We start from the raw sequence: 17,097 nt of genomic DNA on the forward strand, positions 1-17,097 counted from the left end.
AAGGGGCGGCTGGGCAGGCGAGGATATCAGCGCTGCGGCTGAGCTTGGCAGGCTGCTTTGTCAGCGGCTGTTTCCACCTGTGGATTGGCAGGCCAGGCATTGCGGTCCAGGTCCAGGTCGGCGAACTTGGACGAGTCGAACACGGGCTGCTGCACACCGGCCTTGCGCTGTTCGTCGTAGTCGCGCATGACGCGCAGGCCGACCTTGAACAGCAGGGCCAGGGCCACCAGGTTGACGAAGGCCAGGCAGGTCATGGTGATGTCGGCGAAGGCGAACACGGTCGACAGGTCTTGCATCGAACCCCATACCACCAGTGCCAGCACCAGGCCACGGAACACCATCAGCACCACGCGGTTGCGGCTGAGGAACTGCAGGCTGTTCTCACCCAGGTAGTAGTTGTAGAGGATGCAGGTGAACACGAACAGCGACAGTGCCACGCTGACGAACACGCGGCCCCAGTCACCTACCACGGCGGCCAGCGAGTTCTGGGTCAGGACAATGCCGTCGCCTTCGAAGCCTGGGGTGTAGAAGCCCGACAGCAGAATCAGCAGTGCGGTGCAGGTGCAGATCACGAAGGTGTCGAGGAACACGCTGAACGCCTGGACCACGCCCTGCGCACCCGGGTGTTTCACAGCCGCCACGGCTGCCACGTTAGGCGCACTGCCCAGGCCTGCTTCGTTGGCGAACACGCCACGCTTCACGCCCATGACGATGGCGCTGCCGAGCAGGCCGCCGAAGGCCGGGTCGAGGCCGAAGGCGCTCTTGAAGATGGTTTCCAGCATAGCCGGCACGTGTTCGATCTGGGTGCCGATCACGTACAGGGTCACGCCGATGTAGGCCAGGGTCTTGATCGGCACCAGCAAGTCCGACACCGCAGCGATGCGCTTGATGCCGCCGATGAAGGTGACGGCCAGCAGCACAGCCAGGACGATACCGGTGTGGCTCGGGTCGAAGGCAAAGGCGTTTTGCAGCGAATGGGTCACGGTGTACGACTGCAGGCCGATGAAGGCGAAGCCGTAGGTGACCAGCAGCAGGATCGAGAACACGATGGCCATGCTTTTCAGCTTCAGCCCGTGCTGGATGTAGTAGGCCGGGCCGCCGCGGTAAAGGCCATCGCCATCAGCGCGCTTGTACACCTGGGCCAGGGTACATTCGAAGAAGCTGCTGGACATGCCCACCAGTGCGGTGACCCACATCCAGAACACGGCGCCTGGGCCACCCAGGGTCACAGCGATACCGACACCGGCGATGTTACCGGCGCCGACGCGGCCGGCCAGGCTCAGCATCAGGGCCTGGAAGGAGCTCAGCTGGCCTGCCTGGCCACGCAGCGATTCCTTGAACACGCTGAACATGTGGGCGAAATGGCGGAACTGGACGAACCGGGAGCGGATGGTGAAGTAGCTACCCAGCCCTACGATCAGCACGATGAGGAGTTTCCCCGAAAGGAAATCGTTGATTACTTCGAGCATTGGAAAATGACCTCGATTCTTATTCTTCGTGTGGAAAGACCAGCGGACGGCAGGCGCACCGCTATTCGTTGGGGCGCATGGTTGGCCATGACAAGAGTGGTTACAATTTCGCGGGTTGCTCTGAGTTGATGCGACTTGATGCTATAGTGGCGTCATTCGCGTCACCTGGATTTCACACATGAGCGATCATTTCGCTACTAACCTCAAACTGGCCTGCAGCCACTACCGCTCTATTTCCGAAGTTTGCCGCCAGCTGTCGATCAACCGCGCGCAGTTCAACAAGTACCTGAGCGGGCAGAGCCGTCCGACGGCTTTCAACCTGAAGCGCATCGGTGATTTCTTCGGCGTCGAGGATTACGAGTTGAACTTGCCGGCTGAGCAGTTCGCCCGGCTGATTGGTGCACGGGTGTCGACCCTGGCCGAGCAGCCCAGCGACCCGATCAGCGAACTGTTCCGCCCGCTGCACGACCATGCCGGCAACCTGTCGCGCTATTGCGGCTATTACTTCGAGTATTCCAACTGCATGTCGGTGCCGGGCACGATCCTGGTGTCGCTGGTGCACCTGTGGGAAGAGCGCGGCCGCTTCCTGTTCGAGCGCCAGGAACGGCAGGAGCGGTCCAGTGCCACTGACCAGCATGCCGAGGTGCGTTGCCGCTACCTGGGGGCGGCGTTTCAGTTGCAGGACCGGTTGTTCCTCATCGACTACGAGTCGTTGACCTTCAACGAAATGAGCCAGACCATTCTCATCCCCAGTTTCAAAAGCCGTATCACTCGCCTGAACGGCCTGAAGGCCGGCGTGTCCAGCGGTGACCGGCGCAACCCGGCCTGCACCCGGGTGGTGTGGGAGTACTTGGGCGAGGAGATCAATCGCATCAACGCCTATCGGCAGGTAAAACTGTACCGGCCGGATGATCCGCGGATAGACGATGATGTACGTGAGCGGCTCAGTGTGAGGCCACTCAGTAACGGGCTGTTCGAGATCGAGTAAGGGTCAACGCGTCAGGCGTCATCAAGGATGAAGGCTTCCACGGCGTTCGCAACCTGATCCGCAATCGCAGGCGTACTGCGTAAGTGGGCGGCGATGCCATGGTCGCAGTCGGTAAGAAACAGGCATTGCAAACGCGCGGCTGGAACTGATTGCATCAACGCCTGGGTAACTTCTTCGGGGATCGGGCTGTAGCGTTCGGCGCCGGCCAGCCACAGGCTACCTACACTGGTGCCCGGTACCTTGCCGAATCGTTGTGAATTGAGCCCGTCATATTCGCCAATCACCATCAGAACCCTGCCTTGGAACCGCTTGAGGAAGGCATAACTGTCGCAATCGAGAAAACCGTAGGGGTTTCTGATCGCGGCTGTGAATGCCGGGCCGAACGGCGCCTGGTGAGCGGGGTCTGGATAGACTGCCGGGCAGATCAGTACGATGCTGTTCAATTGCGGCAATTGAGCTGCAAGTTTCAGCGCTATTGCCGCGCCCAGGCTGTGGCCTATTACCGTTCGACAGCGAGATGAGATGTGCGCGTGGAAGCGCCGTGCTTCATCAAGGTTCGTCGCCAGTGAAGGCGACACAGCGCCTGGTTCACTGGCGAGGCTATGGCCTGAAAGATTAGCAGTGAGCGAACCAATGCCTGCCGCTTGCAAGCGATAGAGCAGGGGGTTGAGCCGGGTAAAGTCGGAGCGCGCGCCGCCCAAGACGAAAACCGGCGCTGCGCGCTCAACATCGGCTACCAGCCATCTGGCCTGTTGCCGGTAGTTTCCAAACACTTCGTCGATGAACAGTTCTTTACCTGGGGCGCGTTCGTCAAACTGCCACTTCAGGCGCTGAGAAGATTCCGTTTGCAAGTGCATGGTGCCCTCTAGAATAACGCGTTGAGCCATTGGCGCGCTGTGATCTTGAGCTTTGAAAGTTCGAAAACAGCACTCCCTAGAGCATAGACGGGCCCGATGTTGGACTTCCCGCAACGGAAACCGCAAAATGACCCCTTTCCTTCATCAACCTCTCCGGATCTGCTGACTCTATGCGTATGCGCCTAATGCTGTTGGGTGGTGGCAATGCCCTCGGGCAAGCGCTGATTCGTCTTGGGGCCGAGGAGGACATCGCATTCCTGGCGCCGCGCCCGCCCGAGAACGGCTGGACGCCGGCCAGCCTCACTCAGTTGCTCGACGATCACCGCCCCGACGCCCTGGTCAACCTGGCCTATTACTTCGACTGGTTCCAGGCCGAGTCGGTCAGCGAGCAGCGCCTGGCTCAACAAGAGCGGGCGGTGGAGCGGCTGGCAGAGTTGTGTCAGCACCACCAGATCACCCTGGTGCAACCTTCCAGCTACCGAGTGTTCGATGGTTCGCGGGCCACGGCCTACAGCGAAAAGGACGAGCCCGTGCCGCTGGGCCTGCGTGGCCAGGCCTTGTGGCGCATCGAGCAGAGCGTGCGTGCGGCCTGCCCACAGCATGTGCTGCTGCGCTTTGGCTGGTTGCTTGACGAAAGCATCGACGGCTCGTTGGGCCGCTTCCTGACCCGTGCCGAGCAACCACAGGAGCTGCTATTGGCCGATGATCGACGTGGCAACCCGACGCCGGTCGACGATGCTGCCCGGGTGATCCTGTCGGTGATCAAGCAGCTCGATTGCAATGCGCCGCTGTGGGGCACCTACCATTACGCCGGCAACGAGGCGACCACACCGCTGGCGCTGGGCCAGGCGATTCTCAGCGAAGCCGGCCAGCACCGCCAGCTGGCCGTACAGGCCCCCACACCGCAGGCCCATGCCGCGCGCCCGGATGCCAGCGAAGAGCCGCAACATGCGGTACTGGCCTGCAAGAAAATCCTTCATACATTTGGTATCAAGCCGCGCGCCTGGCGCGCAGGCTTGCCGCCTCTACTGGACCGGTTCTACCGCCATGGCTGACGCCCCCATCCTGATCACCGGCGGTGCCGGCTTCATTGGCTCCCACCTGTGCGATGCGTTGTTGGACAAAGGCTACGCCGTACGCATTCTCGACGACTTCTCCACGGGCCGCAGGAGCAACCTGCAGGTCGACCACCCACGGCTGGAACTGATCGAAGGCGATGTTGCCGATGCCGGGTTGGTCACACAGGCTGCGGCTGGCTGCCGTGCTGTGGTGCACCTGGCGGCGGTGGCCTCGGTGCAGGCCTCGGTCGAGGACCCGGTACGCACACATCAAAGCAACTTCATCGGCACTCTCAATGTCTGCGAAGCCATGCGCGTGCACGGCGTGCGTCGGGTGCTGTTCGCTTCCAGTGCGGCGGTGTATGGCAACAATGGCGAGGGCGAGTCGATTGCCGAGGATACCCCCAAGGCGCCGCTGACCCCCTATGCCGTGGATAAACTGGCCAGTGAGCAATACCTGGACTTCTACCGTCGCCAGCATGGTCTGGAACCGGTGGTGTTCCGTTTCTTCAATATTTTCGGGCCTCGCCAGGACCCGTCCTCACCGTATTCCGGCGTGATCAGCATTTTCTGCGAGCGCGCTGTGCAGGGCTTGCCGATCACGGTGTTTGGCGACGGCGAGCAGACTCGCGACTTCCTCTACGTGGGTGATCTGGTGCAGGTGATGGTGCAAGCATTGGAGCAGCCGCAGGTCGAGGAGGGGGCGGTGAACATCGGCCTCAACCAGGCGACTTCGCTGAACCAGTTGCTGGCTGCGTTGGAAAAAGTGGTAGGGAGCTTGCCAGCGGTCAGCTATGTCGCGGCCCGTTCGGGGGATATTCGCCATTCGCGGGCGGATAATCAGCGGTTGCTGGCGCGGTTCAAGTTCGCCCAGGTGACGCCGATGGTCGAGGGCCTGGCGCGGCTTCTGGGCAAGGGCTGAAACCCAGGGGCTGCGCAGCAGCCCCAAAATCACTCATGGCGCACCCTTCTGCGCTGGCAGTCCTCGGCATGCAAAACCCGCCCATCCTGGCCACGCACCTGCAACGTCTCAAGTGCCTGCCCGGTAGCACCTTCCACCAATTCCGAACGCGCCTCACCCGCCTCGAACAGAAACCGCTCTCCCCATTGCCTCAAGCCAACTACCACTGGAAACACCGACCGCCCTTTCTCGGTCAGCACATATTCCTTGTAGGCACTGCCATCCGATGCCGGCTGCAAAGCCAGCAACTCGCTTTCCACCAGTAGCTTGAGCCGCGAGGCGAGGATGTTCTTCGCCAGCCCCAGGTTCTTGTGAAACTCACTGAACCGGCGCAGGCCGTCAAAGGCATCGCGCAGGATCATCAGCGCCCAACGGTCACCCAGCACCTCCAATGCCCGGGCTACGGGGCACTGCGCATTGTGTTCATCGAGCATGGGGCAAACCTGTTTTGATCGTCTGGTTGCAGATTAAAACTACATTTGCTAAATAGCCAGTATGTGGTTTCAAATAGAAACCAGTTTGACGAGATCGCTCCGATGGCTCCTTCACTGACACGCTGGATAACCCTGTTACTTGCCATTACCAGCGCCATGGCCGTCGCGACGGTGTACTTCGCTCAGCCTTTGCTTGAGTCGATGGCAGCCGAGCTGGGGGTGGGGCAGCAGCAGATTGGCTGGGTAGTTGGCGCGACCCAGGCGGGCTACGCCCTGGGGCTGCTACTGCTCGTGCCACTGGGGGACTTGGTCGATCGCAAGCGCCTGTTGCTTGGCCAGTTGCTGTTCTCGGCGCTGGCGCTGATCGGCGTCGGCATGTCGCAGAGTTGGGCAATGCTGCTGTTGGCGTTGGCCGTCACCGGGTTGATGGCCGTGATGGTGCAGGTAATGGTGGCGCATGCCGCGAGCCTGGCCTCACCGGACCAGCAAGGGCAGGCGGTAGGCACCGTTACCAGTGGTGTGGTGTTGGGCATTCTGCTGGCGCGCCTGGTCTCGGGCGGGCTGGCCGACCTGGCCGGTTGGCGCAGCGTGTACTGGGTGGCCGCCGGCGTCTTGATACTGCTGGCGCTGGTGATATGGCGCAACTTGCCCTCGGTGCAACCGGCCACGCATCGGTCTGGCTACCGGGCGCTGATTGTGTCCCAGTTCAACCTGTACCGGCACGACAGGTTGCTGCGCCAGCGTGGCACGTTTGGTGTGTTGATCTTCGCCGCGTTCAGCGTGCTATGGAGTGCCATGGTCATGCCGCTCAGTGCTGCGCCGTTGGCGCTGAGCCATACCGAAATCGGCCTGTTCGGCCTGGCAGGTGTCGCGGGTACGTTGGCAGCTTCGCGTGCCGGTCGTCTGGCTGACCAGGGGCAGGGTGAGCGCACCACTGGGTTGGCGCTGGCCTTGCTGACGCTGTCGTGGTTGCCCACGGCGTTTGTCGGGCATTCACTGATGGCCTTCGTGCTGGGGGTGCTGATGCTGGACTTCGCCGTGCAGGCGGTGCATGTCACCAACCAGAGCCTGTTGCTGGCCGGGCGTGGCGCGATGGCCAGCCGGTTGATCGGTGCCTACATGTGTTGCTATTCGCTTGGCAGCGGGCTGGGGGCGGTATCGGCAGCCTGGGTGTTTGCCCATTGGGGCTGGGTCGCGGTGTGCGGGCTTGGCATGGCCATCAGCGCGGTAGCGCTGGGCTACTGGCTATGGCTACAGCGTGCGAGGGCGGCTGAAGCCGCCCTGCCGTGTTCAGGTCAGAACTTGTAGCCAAGGCCGACCATGTACACCCACGGATCGACTTCGACGTCGACCTTGGTCTTGCTGTAGCCCAGGGCGGTCGGGCCGTTGACGCTGGCCTTGGTGTCGATGTCGACGTACCAGACCGAGGCGTTGACCAGCAGGTTGTCGGTGATCATGTAGTCCATGCCCAACTGGCCGGCGATCCCGATCGAGTCCTGCAGCTTCAGGTTGCTGAAGCCTTGCTGCTTGCGGGCGCTGCTGAGGTCTTCATCGAAGAACAGGGTGTAGTTGATACCCACGCCGGCATAGGGCTGGAACTTGGAGTTCGGTTCCATCGGGTAGTACTGCAGCGACAGGGTCGGTGGCAGTTGCTTGATGTCGGCCAGCTTGCCGTCCAGGCCGCCACCCAGGCCCTTCACGCCGACGGTGTGCTTGAACGGGGTGGCTGCCAGCAGCTCCAGGCCAATGTGGTCGGTGAGCATGTAGGCGAAGGTCAGGCCCAGTTGGGTGTCGCTGTCCAGGGTCGCCTTGGTGCCCGAAACCTTGTTGCCATCGAATTTCAGGTCGCCGCTGCTTTCGTTGGGGGCGGTGGTGATGGCGCCGGCACGGACGATGACATCGCCTGCCTGGTGGGCGTGGGCAACAGGGGCTGCGAGCGCCAGGGCCGCGAGGGCGGCGCCGAGCAAGGACTTGTTCATGGAAGCTCCCAAAGGACGTTATTAATCGAGTAGTCCAATGGTACGGAGCTGGTTAAACAGAAAGTTTGACCCAGCTCAAAGAAGCGTCTTCACGAATTCGAAACAGTTCTCATCTCAGCTCATATGCGTAAATTTTTTCGGCCTCCATTTGATAGCCGGCGTCGGCCAGTTCGCTGCTGGAGGCTCTAACTTGCATCTTCCCCTCGATCCAGTAGGGCTGGTAGAGGTCTTCGACGCGCACGCCCATCTCGCTGAAAATGTGCACGATCTGGTTCGACGGTGGGGGTGGCACATGGATGCATGCACCGTAGTAAGGGACCAGCAGGAATTCGGTGGTGCGGCCTTCTTCGCTGACTTCCAGCGGCACGATGTAGCCGGGCAGTTTGACCTGCTGGCCGTCCAGGCTTTTTACCACCGGCGCATCGGGCGCCTGCTGTCGCGCGGGCGGTGCGGACTCGGCGGACAGGGCATTGCTGAGCTGTGACATGTCGTGCAGCGGTGCCAGTTGTGGCGGGATGACAGGGGCGCCTTCGGGAATCAGGGCGGGCCAGTCCAGCTCTTTGGGTTCGGCGGCCCATAGCGGCATCGCAATCAGCAACAGCAGGGCCAGCAGCGCAAGCATTGCCGGCCTCTTCGCGGGCTTGCCCGCTCCCACAGGTCCTGCGTAAAGCTCGAAGCCTGTGGGGCTCACTGTGGGAGCGGGCGCGCCCGCGAAGGAGGCGGTGAGGTGTTTGATCATTACGCGCACTCAGAGGTGAATGGACAACCCATCGGCCAGCGACTGTCGGTAGGCCCGCCACGCCGGCACGCTGCCCATCAGCAACGCAGCCCCCAGGATAATAGCCAGCAAGGTCCATTCATGAGTGCTCGGCAGGGCCAGCGGCAAATACAAACCATAGTTGGCCTGCACGTACCCCTGCGCCAGGGCGATCCCCGCATACAGTAAGCCAAGCCCGGCCACGATCCCGACTGCCGCCAGTGACAGTGCCTCCAGCACCAGCAGCCCCGCGATATGCCAAGGCCTGGCACCGACCGAGCGCAAGATCGCCATCTCCCGGCGGCGCTCGTTGAGGCTGGTAAGAATTGCTGTGAGCATGCCAATCAAGCCGGTCAGCACCACGAACAACGACACCACGAACAACGCTTGTTCCGCCGTGCCCATCAGGCTCCACAGTTCTTGCAGGGCCACCCCGGGCAAGATCGCGAGTAGCGGCTCGTTGCGGTATTCGTTGATCTCCCGCTGCAGGCTGAAGGTCGCGATCTTGCTGTTCAGGCCAAGCATGAATGCGGTAATGGCGGCAGGTTGCAGGTCCATCGTCCGTGCCTGTTCGGCGCTGATGCGCCCGGCGCCACGGGCGGGTACGCCGTTGTGCCAGTCGATATGGATCGCCTCCATGCCACCCAGGCTGATATGCAGGGTGCGGTCGACGGGGGTGCCGGTGCGTTTGAGCACACCGACCACGGTGAACGGTTTGTCGTCGTGCTTGACCAGGCTGATGGCGGCCACGCCGTGGGCCAGTACCAGCTTGTCACCCAGCGTGTAGTGCAACGCTTCGGCCACTTCGGCGCCGAGCACCACCTCAAACGGGTCGTTGGCGAACTCACGCCCCTGGCTCAGTTCCAGATGCTGGCGGCGGCCGTACTGGTAATGGCTGAAGTAATCCGTCGTGGTGCCCATCACTCTGTAGCCGCGATGCGAATCGCCCAGCGAAATAGGGATTGCCCACTTCACTCGCGGGTCCTGTGCATAGTGCTGGAAGCTGTCCCAGCGGATGTTGTTGGTGGCGTTGCCAATGCGGAACACCGAATACAGCAGCAGGTTCACCGAGCCGGAGCGGGCACCGACAATCAAGTCGGTACCGCTGATGGTGCTGGCAAAGCTGGCGCGGGCCTCGGTACGGACTCGCTCCACGGCCAGTAGCAGGCACACAGACAGCGCGATGGCAAAAGCGGTCAGAAACGCGGTGAAACGGCGGTTGGCCAGGCTGGCCAGGGCAAGGCGGAGCAGGTACATCAGGCCTCCCGGGGCTTGGCGGCGCGGTTGAGGTCGGCCAGGGAAAGGTGGCGGTCGAACAGCGGTGCAAGGCTTTGGTCGTGGCTGACGAACAACAAGCTGGCACCGGCGGCGCGACACTCATCGAACAGCAGGCGGATGAACGCTTCGCGGGTGTCGGCATCCAGTGCCGAGGTGGGTTCGTCGGCAATCACCAGCTCGGGCTGGCCGATCAGGGCGCGGGCGGCGGCGACCCGCTGCTGTTGGCCGATCGACAGGCTGTCGGCGCGGCGAGCGAGCAGGGCGGGGTCGTCCAGGCCCAGGTGGGCCAGCAGCGTGCTGGCCGCCTGGTCGACACTGCCATGGCGCTGCTCGGCACGGGCCCTGCGGCTGCCTGAGAAGCGGCAAGGCAGCTCGACGTTTTCACGCACGGACAGGAACGGCAGCAGGTTGAACTGCTGAAAGATGTACCCCGTGTGATCGACTCGAAAGCGGTCACGGGCGCCCTGGCCCAGGCTGCCGAGGTCCTGGCCGAGCAGTTGGATGTGGCCCTGGGCCGGCACGTTCACGCCGCCCAGCAGGCCCAGCAAGGTGGTTTTGCCACTGCCGCTGGGGCCCTTGAGGAACAGGGCTTCACCCGCGTCCAGGTGAAATGCCGGAATATCCAGTAGCGGTGGCTGACCTGGCCAGGCGAACACCAAGTCATGCAGTTCGATCAACGGCTGGCTCATTCAGAAGGCGACCACTGCCTTGGCCGGCGTGGTTTCCACGCCTTTCTGGCCGTTGGGGCCGATCAGTTGCACGTTGATTTTCTGGGTGGCCGGGAAGGCCTTGAACAGCGGCGCCAGGTCCACCTGTGTCAGTTTGTCGGGGTTGGCGCAGGTCAGTTGGTAATGGGCACCGATGTCGCTGTGCTGGTGGCCATGCTCGTGCTCATCACCGTCGTCGTCGGCTTTTGGCGCGTCACCGAACAGCGGGCTTTCCAGTTCCTGCTGGTCTTCCTTGCAGCCTGCGGCAGCAGGAAGGCCGAACAGTTTGAGTGGTTGCTCGAGCTGCTGGCGCACGGCGGCGACCTTGGCCTTGTCGGCGTCGCTGCTGGCGCTGTGCTCGAAGCCGACCAGGTTCATCGCCGGGCTATCCAGCTCCAGCTCCAGGGTAGTGCCGTCGAGCACGGCATTGAGCTTGGCCACGCCGTGCTCGTGGGCACCGAGCGTGCCGTGGGCATGGTCATGATCATCGTGGGCATGGGCAGCGGCCAGGGGCAGTAACGCGAAGGGCAGGGCGAGCAACAGGCTACGCATGGACGACTCCAGGAGCGGGTTGGGAATTGTTTGGCAATGTTATAACAATTTTTCTCTATGCCGCCAGTCTGCGTGGCGCAGGTTTCACGTTGATGTAGCATGGCCCTATTGACCTGCGTTCAAGGAAAGCATTGTGAGAATTCGTGGACAGATTGGTGACTGGCCGGTGGACCTGACCATCGAGCTTGAGCCGGCAGAGTGGGCGCAGCTGGGCCGGCAGCTGGAAGTGCCTGTTGTCGCCGAAGGCGCATCGATTGCCACGCCGGCTAGCCCGCGCCAGGATGACGGGCAGTGGACGGCAGCGCGTGAGGTGCTGCGCCAGGCGGGGCAGATGAACGGGCCGGAATTGTTGGATCGACTTGAGCAACTGGTTGGAAGTACCTCGGGCGGTAAGCGTTTGATGGTGCGACTGAGGCATAGTCCAAATGTGCTGGTCAAAGCAGGAGAAACTTCATCTATTTACCTATGGAAGGAAGATTGAAACGACCCAGTGAACGGGGCGTTCCTATTGAGAGTAGTAGCGGTTGCATTAGTGTCTATGCAATGTGCGCAAGCAAAATTCGACCAGCCGTTTAAGGCAGGACCTGGCATTTTTGATAGTTGACGTTTCAGGCATGAAGGTTAGCCTGTTGAAGGCTGAACTCGACTGGCGGAGGTGTCAAATGGCTGAGTCAAATGAGGGCAATAGCGCTACCTATAACATGAATGGTTGGCGCGCGCATTTGAGGTTCGATCCCGTACTGCTCAATGCTGAATTAGAACGTCGATATAGTAGTCAGCCAGATCAGGGCACGGAAAAGCTTGATTTTTTTTCTAGCAAGACGTCAAGTGTTTCTCGGAATATTAAGTGTGAGTTTGGCAAGCCGCTGTTGATATTTCCCGAAGACGGGGCGTCTTCGAGTATTACAGTGGCGAGGAGGTTATTCTCCTATGCAAGCTATGTTCTTGAAAGGAAGTTGGGTTACAAGAAGTTGGATGTACAAGAGATTTCCGCTCAGTTAGTTAATGAACGTTTGATGCTGTTCAGTAGTGTGCTTTTTGAAGACTGTAGGGGCGTTTACTCTCCGGGGGCGCCCGTTTGTCTGCAGGTAAAAGAATTATCAGGCTGTGCGTTTGGTTACCTAGCGTCCACGCTGCGAGATGAGGAAGCTGCCCTCCCTTTCAGAATACGCTTCAATGAGCTGCCTGATGCAGATCGGGTCATTATGCTCAATGATGTTTTTCCTGAACCCGGCAGCGAGTGGCTTATGCGTGCGCTGCGTTTCAGTCCGCGTAAGGTAGTCGGTTCAAAACTTGATATTCTCTACATCGCGTATGCCACTGACAGTGATGGGACATTTCCAGCAGTACGTGCCGATGAAAATATTTTATCCAATGGGGCGCAGTATGACGATCCGTGGTTAGCCGTCAGTGCCTTCATTGACGGTAACTCCCTTCCGGCGGAGGGCTATAGAAATAGTGACTTTGCAAGTTTGGCTACTCTTGTGTTTCCGCGTGGCAGGGTAATAGGTGCGGGGCTCACGGAAATTGGAGAATCCTATATTTATGAAGGTAAGTTTCAACGGCCGCCGAGTTCATCCGCTTCGGATGCTCAGGAGACTCAGGAGACTCAGGAGACTCAGGAGGCTTGGACTGGGCGAGTTGATCCGTTGGTGAGCTTAGTCTATAGCGGAGGTGACGCAGTGGCACTAAGGCGGAAGGCTAACACCGAAGAGCAGTTTGAGTGGGTCTTCGAAGGCGTTGGTCTAGGCGGATTAAAACCTGCAGGCTCCAGCTGTGATTACGTGCCGCCCGCTGTGCCGGATGTTGAGCGCAATCTAAATGCTGACTCCCGTGAACCGCCCGTCAGACGCTCAAGTACGGAGCTTCCGGTCACCATTGATCGTGTTCGTGCCGGGCCCGAGGGGTCGCTGCTTGTATCAACGTTGGTGGTGAAAAAATGGAGGCAAACGAATTATTTCGAACTGGAGAAAAGCGGGGCCAAGCTGAAGCTTAATCTATGGCGGACAAAGAAGGATGGTACGGATCATCCGATTGCCCCCGAAAATATCACGTGGCACAGACTGGTGGGTGATGGTCGGGTCACCCAGGAGGGTGTATTTACACCCGGTATCTTCACTCGGTATTCCGTGTTGCTGGCAATAGAGAATAATGATCAGGACTGGTTCTGGGCCGTGATTATCATACCCGTGCCTTTCATGTCAGTAGATGAATTCATCGACCTCAGGCAGGAACATTAGTGCTTGCCCCGGCAATACAAGGGTTGTAAAGCATATTGCCGGGGCTTTTACAGTTCAGAACATGGCAGAAGACAGGCGGCGGCGATAGACGCCCACCAGCGGATGATCGCTCCCCAGCAATTCGAACACCTGCAGCATCGCCTTCTGCGGCAGCCCGTTCTCATAGGCACGGTTACGCTGGAACAGCTTCAGCAGCCCATCCAGCGCCGCCTCATACTGCTGACGCGCCAGTTGCTGGATACTCAGCTGATAAGCCGCCTCGTCATCCTGTGGGTTCTGCGCCAGGCGGCTTTTCAGGTCAGCCACTTCCGGCAGGCTTTCTGCCTGGCGCAGGAAGGTCAGCTGGGCTTTGGCGCCGGCCAGTGCAGCTTTATGTTCGTCAGTCTTGACCGCATCCAATACCACCTGGGCCTCGCCCAGCTCACCCCGTTCGGCCAGACAGCGGGCATACAGGATCAGCGCCTCGGCATTGCTGTTGTCCTCACCCAGCAGCGTCTGCAACAGTGCTTCTGCTTCGGCGAAGCGGCTTTCGGCAAACAGTGCCTTGGCTTGCTCCAGCGGCGACGCGGCGGGTGCGGCGGGCATTTGCACATGCGGCTCTAGCATGGCGCGAATCGCCGACTCCGGCTGTGCCCCGGCGAAACCGTCCACCGGCTGGCCGTCCTTGAACAGCACCACGGTCGGCAGGCTGCGGATGCCGAACTGGGCAACCACCTGTTGCTCCACATCGCAGTTGATCTTGGCCAGCAGCAGCTCGCCCTGGTAACCCTCGGCGATCTTGGCCAGCAACGGCATCAGCGCCTTGCATGGCGCGCACCATTCGGCCCAGAAGTCCACCAGCACCGGCTTGTGGAAGGAGTTCTCGATCACCAGCTGCTGGAAGGTGGCATCGGTGGCGTCGAAAATGTACGGCGTGTCTTGGCTCATTGCGACTCTCGCAAACTCGTGAATGGCTCCACTATAAGGCGTCGCGGCTGGCGTGGTACAGGCTGACCCGGCGGAATTCGTGTGGCTCGGCCAGGTCTGGCAGGGTCAGTGCTTCGAGCACGCCCAACTGCCGGTACAACGGGTGGCTGAAATCGCGTACCCGTGAGTCGGCCACCAGGGCCTGGCGACCGCGGCCAAGGAAGGCATCCAGCAGTGGCAGGTTGGCGCGGTCGTACAGCACGTCGGCAACCAGGATCAGGTCGAAACGGTCGGCTTCGGCGAAGAAATCACTGCTGTAGCTCAGTTCGACTTCGTTCAGCGCGGCATTCGCGCGGCAGGCGTCGAGGGCCAGCGGGTCGAGGTCGCACGCCACCACTTCCAGCGCGCCAGCGCGTGCTGCGGCAATGCCGGCGATACCCGACCCGGCGCCGAAGTCCAGCACGCGTTTGCCCGCCACCCATTCTGGGCGCTCGGCCAGGTAGCGGGCCATGGCCAGGCCGCTGGCCCAGCAAAAGCTCCAGTAGGGTGGCTCTTCCAGAATGCGTCGGGTTTCTTCGCTGCTGAAGGCCCGGTCCATGTTCTGGTCATCGATCAGCCACAGCTTAAGGTCGCAGCCGGGCAGTTCGCTGACGACCAGGCGCGCTTCGCCTATCAGGCCGCTGAGAGCCTGTTGCAGGGCCAGCGGTTCCACTTACGGTGCCTTCTCGAAACGCAGCGGGCCGGTGGCCTGGGTTTGGGCCTGGGTAATGCGCACGGGGGGCAGGTGCATGATCAGTTGGCCGGAGCTGCTGGCGCGGCCACGCAGCTCGACCCGGGCACCGGCCGGGAAGGCTTCGGGGTTGAAGCGCAGGTGATAGGGCAGGGCCTGGCCGGTACCGGTCAGGTTGCTGCTGGCCAGCAGACGTTGCGGGCGGTCACGTTCGTCGATGACCAGCAAAGCCAGCTCCACGTCGGCCCCGGCCGGGATTTCCAGCAAGGTGCCGCTCAGCTCGCGCTGGTAGGCCGGCAGTGGGCCCAGTACTTCGGCCGGCTTGGCCGAGCGGGCGGGCGCGGGCGCTGGGAGGTTGTCGGTCTTTGGCCTGTCGCTGCCGCAGGCGGCGAGCAGGGCGGCGCAGCACAGCACGACGAGCGCTCGGTAGTGCATGGGGTAGTCCTTCACGGGCAGATTTCCCATGGATGTTAACCCCTTTGGCTTGTCTTGCCAGTGCAATGCGCTACCATGGCCCTCCCTTTTTTTGTTGCCTGCCACCATGCACTGTCCCTTTTGCGGTGCCAACGACACCAAGGTCATCGACTCTCGCCTCGTCGCCGAGGGCGAGCAGGTGCGCCGCCGCCGCGAATGCGTGGCCTGTGGCGAACGCTTCACCACCTTCGAAACTGCCGAACTGGTGTTGCCCCGGCTGATCAAGCAGGACGGCACGCGCCAACCCTTCGACGAAGAAAAGCTGCGTGCGGGCATGCAGCGGGCGCTGGAAAAGCGCCCGGTCAGCGTCGAGCGCCTGGAAGCCGCGCTGGCGCACATCAAGAGCCGGCTGCGCGCTACCGGCGAACGCGAAGTCAAATCGCTGGTGGTTGGTGAAATGGTCATGGCCGAGCTGCGCAAGCTCGATGAAGTGGCCTATATCCGCTTTGCCTCGGTGTACCGACGCTTCCAGGACCTCGACGAGTTCCGTGAAGAAATCGACCGCCTGGCCCGTGAGCCAGCTAAAGAGTGAACATGCCCAGCCAAGCTGCCATCCTCGACGCCCACTACATGGCCCGCGCGCTGGAGCTGGCGCGCAAAGGCCTGTACACCACCCACCCGAACCCGCGCGTAGGCTGCGTGATCGTGCGCGATGGCGAAGTGGTCGGCGAAGGTTGGCACGTGCGTGCCGGCGAGCCGCATGCCGAAGTGCATGCCTTGCGCCAGGCCGGTGAGCGCGCCCGTGGCGCCTGTGCCTACGTCACCCTGGAGCCGTGCAGCCATCATGGTCGTACGCCGCCGTGCGCCGAAGCCCTGGTGAAGGCCGGTGTGGCGCGGGTGGTGGCGGCCATGCAGGACCCTAACCCGCAAGTGGCAGGGCAAGGCCTGCGGCGCCTGGCCGAAGCCGGCATTGAAGTGGCCAGCGGCGTGCTCGAAGCCGAGGCCCGTGCGCTCAACCCGGGCTTCCTCAAACGCATGGAACACGGCCTGCCGTTCGTCCGCGCCAAGTTGGCCATGAGCCTGGACGGCCGCACCGCCATGGCCAGTGGTGAAAGCCAGTGGATCACCGGCCCGGCCGCCCGTTGCGCGGTGCAGCGCTTGCGCGCCCGTTCCAGCGTGGTGCTGACCAGCGCCACCAGTGTGCTGGCCGATAACGCACGCATGACGGTACGTGGTGCCGAGCTCGGCCTGGATGCCGAAACCGCCGCTCTGGCCCTCAGTCGCACACCGCTGCGGGTGCTGGTCGATGGCCGCCTGCGCTTGCCGCTGGATGCGCCGTTCTTCCAGGCCGGCCCGGCACTGGTGGTGACTGCTGTCGCAGACGACCCGCGTTATGCCGCTGCCGGCCATGAGTTGCTCAGCTTGCCGGGCGACAATGGCCAGGTCGACTTGCCAGCGCTGCTGCAAGCCCTGGCGGCCCGAGGCGTCAACGAAATCCTACTGGAGGCTGGTGCCGGCCTGGTCGGCGCCTTTGCCCGGCAAGGGTTGGTCGACGAGTACCAGTTGTTCGTCGCCGGTACTTTCCTTGGCTCCCAAGCCCGGCCGCTGCTGGATTGGCCGTTGGACAAGATGAGCGAAGCACCCCGGCTGAGAATTACCGAAATGCGCGCAGTGGGCGATGACTGGCGGGTCACAGCCATCCCCCTGCCGGCGCCCGGCGTATAATGCCTGGCTTGCCCCGCGCAAACCGTTTTTGAGGAAGACCCC

General features: G+C 61.8%; 19 protein-coding genes. 8 read left to right on the forward strand and 11 right to left on the reverse strand.

Annotated elements, in window-relative coordinates; translation table 11 throughout:
* Positions 1-26 precede the first annotated feature (26 nt).
* The gene (locus ACNFBR_RS24190) at positions 27-1,469 is read right to left on the reverse strand and encodes an alanine/glycine:cation symporter family protein (protein ID WP_416737099.1); all 1,443 of its coding nucleotides are present in this window, start codon (positions 1,467-1,469) and stop codon (positions 27-29) included.
* Between the two features lie 178 nt (positions 1,470-1,647).
* Here ACNFBR_RS24190 and ACNFBR_RS24195 point away from each other — a divergent pair, with 178 nt between their 5' ends.
* Complete coding sequence (locus ACNFBR_RS24195; RefSeq protein WP_012270267.1) at positions 1,648-2,457, forward strand: helix-turn-helix domain-containing protein; 810 nt, start codon at positions 1,648-1,650, stop codon at positions 2,455-2,457.
* 11 nt (positions 2,458-2,468) lie between these two features.
* Here the strand turns inward: ACNFBR_RS24195 and ACNFBR_RS24200 are convergent, their stop codons facing one another.
* Positions 2,469-3,314, reverse strand: a complete 846-nt coding sequence (locus tag ACNFBR_RS24200) for an alpha/beta hydrolase (RefSeq protein WP_416737100.1) — start codon at positions 3,312-3,314, stop codon at positions 2,469-2,471.
* Positions 3,315-3,484: 170 nt separating this feature from the next.
* Between ACNFBR_RS24200 and ACNFBR_RS24205 the strand changes: the two genes are divergently transcribed.
* Positions 3,485-4,369 (forward strand): sugar nucleotide-binding protein, encoded by an 885-nt coding sequence (locus ACNFBR_RS24205; protein WP_416737101.1) that lies wholly within the window; start codon positions 3,485-3,487, stop codon positions 4,367-4,369.
* On the forward strand, positions 4,362-5,294 hold the full coding sequence (locus tag ACNFBR_RS24210; RefSeq protein WP_416737102.1) for an NAD-dependent epimerase/dehydratase family protein: 933 nt from the start codon (positions 4,362-4,364) through the stop codon (positions 5,292-5,294). Before ACNFBR_RS24205 ends, ACNFBR_RS24210 begins: the two co-directional genes overlap by 8 nt.
* 29 nt (positions 5,295-5,323) lie before the next feature.
* Here ACNFBR_RS24210 and ACNFBR_RS24215 read toward each other — a convergent pair whose 3' ends face one another.
* Positions 5,324-5,767 carry a winged helix-turn-helix transcriptional regulator gene (locus tag ACNFBR_RS24215; protein WP_416737103.1) on the reverse strand — a complete coding sequence of 148 codons (444 nt, stop codon included), beginning with the start codon at positions 5,765-5,767 and terminating at the stop codon, positions 5,324-5,326.
* Between the two features lie 102 nt (positions 5,768-5,869).
* Between ACNFBR_RS24215 and ACNFBR_RS24220 the strand changes: the two genes are divergently transcribed.
* Positions 5,870-7,075 (forward strand): MFS transporter, encoded by a 1,206-nt coding sequence (locus tag ACNFBR_RS24220; RefSeq protein WP_416737104.1) that lies wholly within the window; start codon positions 5,870-5,872, stop codon positions 7,073-7,075.
* On the opposite strand, the gene ACNFBR_RS24225 is transcribed toward ACNFBR_RS24220, so the two are convergent.
* The 5 genes from ACNFBR_RS24225 to ACNFBR_RS24245 form a co-directional block, all read right to left on the reverse strand.
* The gene (locus ACNFBR_RS24225) at positions 7,063-7,746 is read right to left on the reverse strand and encodes an OmpW/AlkL family protein (protein WP_416737105.1); all 684 of its coding nucleotides are present in this window, start codon (positions 7,744-7,746) and stop codon (positions 7,063-7,065) included. The two genes, ACNFBR_RS24220 and ACNFBR_RS24225, sit on opposite strands and share 13 nt — an antisense overlap.
* 109 nt (positions 7,747-7,855) lie before the next feature.
* Entirely contained in the window at positions 7,856-8,368 is a 513-nt protein-coding gene (locus ACNFBR_RS24230) for a DUF3299 domain-containing protein (RefSeq protein WP_416737106.1), read from the reverse strand.
* Positions 8,369-8,494: 126 nt separating this feature from the next.
* Entirely contained in the window at positions 8,495-9,760 is a 1,266-nt protein-coding gene (locus ACNFBR_RS24235) for an ABC transporter permease (RefSeq protein WP_416737107.1), read from the reverse strand.
* The gene (locus ACNFBR_RS24240) at positions 9,760-10,470 is read right to left on the reverse strand and encodes an ABC transporter ATP-binding protein (protein WP_416737108.1); all 711 of its coding nucleotides are present in this window, start codon (positions 10,468-10,470) and stop codon (positions 9,760-9,762) included. Before ACNFBR_RS24240 ends, ACNFBR_RS24235 begins: the two co-directional genes overlap by 1 nt.
* Positions 10,471-11,040: a DUF2796 domain-containing protein gene (locus ACNFBR_RS24245; RefSeq protein WP_416737109.1), complete on the reverse strand. Its 570-nt coding sequence runs from the start codon at positions 11,038-11,040 to the stop codon at positions 10,471-10,473.
* A 133-nt stretch (positions 11,041-11,173) separates the two neighbouring features.
* Here ACNFBR_RS24245 and ACNFBR_RS24250 point away from each other — a divergent pair, with 133 nt between their 5' ends.
* Both ACNFBR_RS24250 and ACNFBR_RS24255 read left to right on the forward strand, forming a co-directional pair.
* Positions 11,174-11,521 carry a hypothetical protein gene (locus tag ACNFBR_RS24250; protein ID WP_416737110.1) on the forward strand — a complete coding sequence of 116 codons (348 nt, stop codon included), beginning with the start codon at positions 11,174-11,176 and terminating at the stop codon, positions 11,519-11,521.
* A gap of 181 nt (positions 11,522-11,702) precedes the next feature.
* Entirely contained in the window at positions 11,703-13,280 is a 1,578-nt protein-coding gene (locus tag ACNFBR_RS24255; RefSeq protein WP_416737111.1) for a hypothetical protein, read from the forward strand.
* A gap of 54 nt (positions 13,281-13,334) precedes the next feature.
* On the opposite strand, the gene trxA is transcribed toward ACNFBR_RS24255, so the two are convergent.
* The 3 genes from trxA to ACNFBR_RS24270 are packed head-to-tail and all read right to left on the reverse strand — an operon-like array spanning position 13,335 to position 15,351.
* Positions 13,335-14,207 (reverse strand): thioredoxin, encoded by an 873-nt coding sequence (trxA, locus tag ACNFBR_RS24260; protein WP_416737112.1) that lies wholly within the window; start codon positions 14,205-14,207, stop codon positions 13,335-13,337.
* Positions 14,208-14,238: 31 nt separating this feature from the next.
* A complete protein-coding gene (locus tag ACNFBR_RS24265; RefSeq protein ID WP_416737113.1) occupies positions 14,239-14,898 on the reverse strand; it encodes a class I SAM-dependent methyltransferase in 660 nt (219 codons plus the stop codon).
* Positions 14,899-15,351, reverse strand: a complete 453-nt coding sequence (locus tag ACNFBR_RS24270) for a YbaY family lipoprotein (RefSeq protein WP_416737153.1) — start codon at positions 15,349-15,351, stop codon at positions 14,899-14,901.
* 106 nt (positions 15,352-15,457) lie between these two features.
* Between ACNFBR_RS24270 and nrdR the strand changes: the two genes are divergently transcribed.
* Both nrdR and ribD read left to right on the forward strand, forming a co-directional pair.
* On the forward strand, positions 15,458-15,922 hold the full coding sequence (gene nrdR / locus ACNFBR_RS24275) for a transcriptional regulator NrdR (RefSeq protein WP_003255402.1): 465 nt from the start codon (positions 15,458-15,460) through the stop codon (positions 15,920-15,922).
* Positions 15,923-15,924: 2 nt separating this feature from the next.
* Positions 15,925-17,055, forward strand: a complete 1,131-nt coding sequence (gene ribD, locus ACNFBR_RS24280; protein ID WP_416737114.1) for a bifunctional diaminohydroxyphosphoribosylaminopyrimidine deaminase/5-amino-6-(5-phosphoribosylamino)uracil reductase RibD — start codon at positions 15,925-15,927, stop codon at positions 17,053-17,055.
* Positions 17,056-17,097: the final 42 nt, after the last annotated feature.

Source organism: Pseudomonas sp. NY11955, assembly GCF_048068035.1.
GTDB lineage: Bacteria > Pseudomonadota > Gammaproteobacteria > Pseudomonadales > Pseudomonadaceae > Aquipseudomonas.